The sequence below is a fragment of the Kitasatospora sp. NPDC059973 genome (assembly GCF_042737525.1).
Taxonomy (GTDB): Bacteria; Actinomycetota; Actinomycetes; order Streptomycetales; family Streptomycetaceae; genus Kitasatospora.
On record NZ_JBHWUI010000285.1, the window covers coordinates 1 to 5,883 of the forward strand.

The window sequence follows — 5,883 nt, forward strand, 5'->3', positions numbered from 1 at the left end:
TCCTTGACCGGAGGCGGCGGGCCGTCGCCCTACACTGACCCGCTGTGAACGAAACCCTGGAGGACGCGGCCCTCGTCCTCGTCTTCATCATGCTGGGTGGCCTGTTCAACGTCGCCGAGATCTCGCTGATCTCGCTGCGCGAGGGCCAGATCAGGTCACTGGCGGGGCGCGGGACCCGGCGCGCGGCCCGCGCCGCACACCTGGCCGCCGACCCGAACCGCTTCCTGGCCGCCGTGCAGGTCGGGGTGACCTGCATGGGCTTCCTGTCCGCCGCCTTCGGCGCGGACACCCTGGCCGGCAAGGTGGCGCCACTGTTCGTCCGGGCCGGGCTGTCCGCGGGCGTCGCCGACGCGCTCGCCCTGGTCGGCCTCACCCTGCTGATCAGCTACGCCTCGCTGGTGCTCGGCGAGCTCACCCCCAAGCGGATCGGCCTCCAGCGCGCCGACTCCATCGCCGTCCTCGCCGCCCCGGTGGTGGACGTGATGTCGGTGGCGCTGCGCCCGGTGATCTGGCTGCTCGGCCACTCCACCAACCTGATGGTCCGCCTGCTCGGCGGCGACCCGGCGGCCGGGCGCGGCTCGATGAGCTCCGAGGAGCTCCGCGGCCTGGTCGCCACCAACACCGAACTCGGAAGCGACGAGCGGGCGTTGATCGCCGACGTGTTCGCCGCGGGGGAGCGCCAGCTGCGCGAGGTGATGGTCCCGCGCACCGAGGTGACCTTCCTGGACGCCGAGCGCCCGCTCGCCGAGGTCCGCGAGCAGGCCGACTCCTCGCCGCACTCGCGCTATCCGGTGGTCGAGGGCAGCTACGACGCGGTCACCGGCTTCGTCCACGTCCGCGACCTGTACGGTGCCCGCGGCGAGCAGGCGGTGAAGGTGCGCGACCTGGCCCGCCCGATCAAGCTGCTGCCCGGCACCAAGCGGGTGCTGGCGGCGATGGGCGAGATGCGCCGGGAGGGCCACCACCTGGCCATCGTGGTGGACGAGTACGGCGGCACCGCCGGCATCGTCACCCTGGAGGACCTGGTCGAGGAGGTGATCGGCGAGATCCGTGACGAGTACGACTCCCAGGAGCCGAGCACCACCCGCCGGCTGGCCGGCGGCGCCATGGAGCTGGACGGCCTGCTGAACCTCGGCGACTTCACCGAGGAGACCGGCGTCACCCTGCCCGAGGGCCCGTACGAGACGGTGGCCGGCTGCCTGGTGGCCGCGCTCGGCCGGCTGCCCGTCGACGGTGACCAGGTCCGGATCCCGATCGGCGCCGAGGAGGTCCGGCTGACGGTGGCCAAGCTGGAGGGCCGGCGGATCGCCCGGGTCGGGGTGAGTGCGGTCACACTGTCGGAACCTCCGGGGGCAGAGGTTTCCTGACCGGTCGGTGGAACTGGAACAATGGCCCGCATGGTCAACGCAGCGGTCACTGGTCCGGTCAAGGACCGTCCCCGGGTACTCTCCGGCATCCAGCCCACCTCCGGCTCGTTCCACCTGGGCAACTACCTCGGTGCCGTCCGCCAGTGGGTCGATCTCCAGGAGGCCAACGACGCCTTCTACATGGTGGTCGACCTGCACGCGATCACCGTGGAGCAGGACCCGGCGACGCTGCGCCAGAACACCCGGGTCTCCGCCGCCCAGCTGCTCGGCGCCGGCCTGGACCCGGACCGCTGCACCCTGTTCGTCCAGTCCCACGTGCCCGAGCACGCGCAGCTCGGCTGGGTGATGAACTGCCTCACCGGCTTCGGCGAGGCCTCCCGGATGACCCAGTTCAAGGACAAGTCCGCCAAGCAGGGCGCCGCGAGCACCTCGGTCGGCCTCTTCACCTACCCGATCCTGCAGATCGCCGACATCCTGCTCTACCAGGCGGACGCGGTGCCGGTCGGCGAGGACCAGCGCCAGCACGTGGAGCTCACCCGGGACCTCGCGGAGCGCTTCAACACCCGCTACAGCCCGACCTTCACCGTCCCGAAGCCGTACATCCTCAAGGAGACGGCGAAGATCCAGGACCTCCAGGACCCGGGCATCAAGATGAGCAAGTCGGCCTCCTCGGCCAAGGGCCTGGTCAGCCTGCTGGACGAGCCGAAGGTCAGCGCCAAGAAGTTCAAGAGCGCCGTCACCGACACCGGCACCGTCGTCTCCTACGACGAGGAGGAGAAGGCCGGCGTCTCCAACCTGCTGCGCATCCACTCCGCGCTCAGCGGCCAGTCGGTCGACCAGCTGGTGGCACACTTCGAGGGCAAGATGTACGGCGCCCTGAAGACCGAGCTGGCCGAGCTGTTCACCGAGTGGGTGACGCCCTTCCAGGAGCGCACCCGCACCTTCCTGGACGACCCGGCCGAGCTGGACCGGGTACTGGCGATCGGTGCGGAGAAGGCCCGGACGGTGGCGTCGCAGACGCTGGAGACGGTGTACGACCGGATCGGCTTCCTCCCGGCCGCCAAGCGGTGACAGCCCTGACGAGCCTGCCCGATGGTGACGATCTCCCCGAGCTCGTCACCATCGGCGTGTCCGTGAGCGTCCCGGATCCGTACGGCTCGGCGATCCAGGACGCGCGGGCCGGGTTCGGCGATCCGCTGGCCCGGTCGATACCCACGCACGTCACCCTGCTGCCGCCGACCGAGGTGGCCGCCGCCGAGCTGCCGAAGATCGAGGAGCACCTGGCGGCGGTGGCCCGGGCGCACCGGCCGTTCCGGATGCTGCTGCGCGGCAGCGGGACCTTCCGGCCGGTCTCGCCGGTGGTCTTCGTCCGGGTCGAGGGGGGCGCCCAGGAGTGCCGGCTGCTGGAGGCGGACATCCGCTCCGGCCCGCTGGCCCGGGAGCTGGCCTTCCCGTACCACCCGCACGTCACGGTGGCGCACGGGCTGGCGGAGGACGTGCTGGACCAGGCGTACGGGCAGACCCGTGGCTTCCGGGCGGCCTTCGCGGTGCCGGGCTTCGGCCTGTCCCGGTTCGACGCCGACGAGGTCTGGCGCCCCTGGCGCTCCTACGACTTCGGCTGACCCGCACCGCCGCCGGGCCGCGGTGCCCCGTGCCCGCCGGCCCGGCCGAGGTCGAGCATCCGGTCCACCACCCGGCGCGCGGCCCCGCCGTCCTCCAGCCCGCAGTGCGTGGCGCGGAACGCGCGGTAGCGCTCCCGGTACCCGGGCGGCGGGCCGGAGCCGTCGTCGGCGAGCCCGCGCAGCGCGTCGAGCAGCCCGGCCGAGTCGGGGATGAGCGGGCCGGGGGCCTGCGCCTCGAAGTCGAAGGAGAAGCCGCGCAGGGTGTCCCGGTAGTGCTCCAGGTCGTAGGTGAAGAAGAGCACCGGGCGGCCGGTGATCGCGAAGTCGAACGTGATCGACGAGTAGTCGGTGACCAGCACGTCCGCGATCAGCAGCAGCTCCTGCACGTCGGGGTAGTCCCCGCAGTCGAGGACGAAGCCGTCCCCGGCGCCGGGCAGCGGCTCGCGGACGTGCGCGTGCGGGCGGATCAGCAGGACGTGGTCGTGGCCGAGGGCGCGCCGGGCCCGGTCCAGGTCGATCCGCAGGTCGAGGCGGAACCCCTCGCCGTCGCCGCGCCGCTGGTCCTCCCGCCAGGTCGGGGCGTAGAGCACGATCCGCTTGCCGTCGGGGATGCCGAGCCGGCGCCGGACGGCCGCCGCCCGCCCGGCGTCCGGCCGGGCCAGCACGTCGTTGCGCGGGTAGCCGGACTCCAGGATCTCGCCCCCGAAGCGGAACGCCCGGCGCAGCAGCGGGGTGGCGAACGGGCTGGGCGAGAGCAGCAGGCTCCACTGCGGGGTCTCCCGGTCGAGCGCCGCCAGGTAGCCGTGGTCGGCCAGCCAGGGGTTCTCGACGTCGTGCGCGATCCGCTTGAGCAGCGAGCCGTGCCAGGTCTGGACGACCACCTGGCCGTCCCGGCGGTCCAGGAAGTCGGGGAAGTGCGTGTTGCCGACCAGGTACCGGCTGGTGGCCAGCGCGCGGTACCACTCGGGGCTCCAGACCCGTACCGCGCGGACGCCGGCGGGCAGGGCGGCCTGGGCGTCGTCGACCGTCCAGAGGTGCTCCAACGGCTCGCCGCGCCGGGCGAGTTCGGCGTGCACCGCGCGTGGTGAGTCGGCGTACCCGCGGCCGCCGAACACGTCGTACAGCACGGCGTCGCGCAGCGGCTCCCGGCGGGCGGCCGGGTACCCGTCGGTGCGCTGGCGGGCCTGGCTCCAGGCGCTGCGCTCGGCGGGCGAGAGGACGGGGGTGGAGTCCACCAGCAGGGTGTCGTGCCAGCGGCGTTGGAGCAGGATCCGCTTGCCGCCGGCCCCGGTGGCGGCGGGCAGCGCGGGGAGCGCCGCGGGGGCGGCGATCAGCGGCCGGGGCGCTCCCGGCCGGCCGGCCGGGAGCAGCGAGGCCTCCCAGACGCCCTTGCGCAGCGGCAGCGCGGTGCCGTCGGCGCCGGTGCGGGTGGCGGGCAGCCGGACGGTGAAGCGGCCGTCCGCCCCGCGGTCGACCCGGTGGCGGACCTCGCCGGCCGTCCCGGTGTGCCGCAGGACGAGGTCGAGCGGCTCGCGGCCGGGGCAGTGCCCGGTGAGCTCGAAGCCGCCGGCCCGCACCGCGATCCGCTCGACGTAGCCGGCCGCGGGCTGGACGCAGAACTGCAGCCGGCCATCGGCGAGGTGCTTCAGGTAGAGCGCCCGGTCGGGGGCGCCGGGCAGCGCGTGCTGACCGGCCACCGGGCCGCCGCGCTCGTCCAGGGTCAGCTGCTCGGTGGAGCCGTCCGGGCGCAGCAGTTCGGCGTCCCAGTGCTCCAGGTGGCCGGCGCCGCGCCCGTCGGCGGTGAACGGCCGGTACGGCAGGTGGAGGGCGAAGGTGTTGCCGGTCCGGGCGACCGGCCACAGCAGGACGGCGTCGCTCTCCCGGTGGCGCAGCCGCAGCGCGGTGCCGGGCGGGCAGTGCCCGGCGGTGCCGCGCAGGTCGAGGCCGTCCGTGGCGGGGGCGGCGTGGGTGAGCCGGACGCCGGGGCGTTCGAGCCGCAGCCGCAGCCGGCCGTCGGCGAAGTGCGGCTGGAGGCGGACGTCGTGGTCGACCCAGCGGGCCGGCGGGTACTCACCGGAGCCGCACCAGTGCGGGGCGAGGGCGCCGTACTGGCGGCGCAGCCGGGTGGGCCGGGGGCGGGTGAACAGGGTGACCCCGATCCGCCAGTCGCCGAGCAGCCACTCCTCGGCCCGCCGCAGCCGGCGCGGTTCGACCAGGGCGGTGAAGCCGGACCAGTCGTGGTTGTGGTCGGGCTGGGCGCTGTCGTCGGTGATCTCGGGCAGCCGGCGCGGCCGGGACCGGAGGTGGAGGGGCGGTTCGGCGTCGTCCCGGAGCAGGGTCAGCCAGGTCCAGGCCGAGCCGGGGCGGGCGGTGTCCAGGTCGTCGGGGCGGGCGAAGCCGGTGAGTTCGAGGCCGCGGGCGTGCCAGCGGGCGCGCAGCAGGCCGAAGGCGACGCCCTCGTCGGCGGCGGGCAGGTCGTCGTGCGAGTGGGGGGCGGCCTGCGGGAGGACGAACCGCGTGAGGACAGGCATGGGGTGGCCCTTCGGCAACGGGATCCCGGCCCATGGCGGTGGTCCGGGGCGGCATTCGTACCGGGGGAGCGGACGAGGCCGATTCGATATCGAATACCGAAATGACACCCGGGGTCAACTGAGAAATCCGGAGGAATAGCTGAGAAATCCGTCGGCGAAACACGGGTTCGATTGAATTGTTCATATGAATCTTCGGCGACTCCCGGAAAGCGCCCAGAAAAGTCCGGAAAGCTGTCCGGAGCAGCCCGGAAAGCAGCCCGGAGCAGCCCGGAAAACACGGAGGCGGGCCGCGCGGGGGGGGGGGGGGGGGGCCCCCGGGGGGGGGCCGGGTAGGGGGGGGGGGGCGGGCCGGCCCCCCCCCCG

At 73.9% G+C, this 5,883-nt stretch carries 4 protein-coding genes; 3 read left to right on the forward strand and 1 reads right to left on the reverse strand.

Annotation, left to right across the window (positions count from 1 at the left end; genetic code table 11):
• The first annotated feature begins 44 nt into the window (after nt 1–44).
• The 3 genes from ACFWA9_RS37740 (at nt 45) to ACFWA9_RS37750 (ending at nt 2,989) form a co-directional block, all read left to right on the forward strand.
• Nucleotides 45–1,367 (forward strand): hemolysin family protein, encoded by a 1,323-nt coding sequence (locus tag ACFWA9_RS37740; protein WP_352291261.1) that lies wholly within the window; start codon nt 45–47, stop codon nt 1,365–1,367.
• Nucleotides 1,368–1,397: 30 nt separating this feature from the next.
• The gene (trpS, locus tag ACFWA9_RS37745) at nt 1,398–2,438 is read left to right on the forward strand and encodes a tryptophan--tRNA ligase (protein ID WP_352291260.1); all 1,041 of its coding nucleotides are present in this window, start codon (nt 1,398–1,400) and stop codon (nt 2,436–2,438) included.
• A gap of 62 nt (nt 2,439–2,500) precedes the next feature.
• Nucleotides 2,501–2,989, forward strand: a complete 489-nt coding sequence (locus tag ACFWA9_RS37750) for a 2'-5' RNA ligase family protein (RefSeq protein ID WP_352291259.1) — start codon at nt 2,501–2,503, stop codon at nt 2,987–2,989.
• Here ACFWA9_RS37750 and ACFWA9_RS37755 read toward each other — a convergent pair.
• Nucleotides 2,974–5,520: a CDP-glycerol glycerophosphotransferase family protein gene (locus ACFWA9_RS37755; protein WP_380393852.1), complete on the reverse strand. Its 2,547-nt coding sequence runs from the start codon at nt 5,518–5,520 to the stop codon at nt 2,974–2,976. The genes ACFWA9_RS37750 and ACFWA9_RS37755 overlap by 16 nt on opposite strands.
• Nucleotides 5,521–5,883 lie beyond the last annotated feature (363 nt).

Coding starts and splice junctions, on each gene's coding strand:
- trpS (WP_352291260.1), top strand. CDS start 1,398: ATGGTCAACGCAGCGGTCACTGGTCCGGTCAAGGACCGTCCCCGGGTA.
- ACFWA9_RS37755 (WP_380393852.1), bottom strand. CDS start 5,520: ATGCCTGTCCTCACGCGGTTCGTCCTCCCGCAGGCCGCCCCCCACTCG.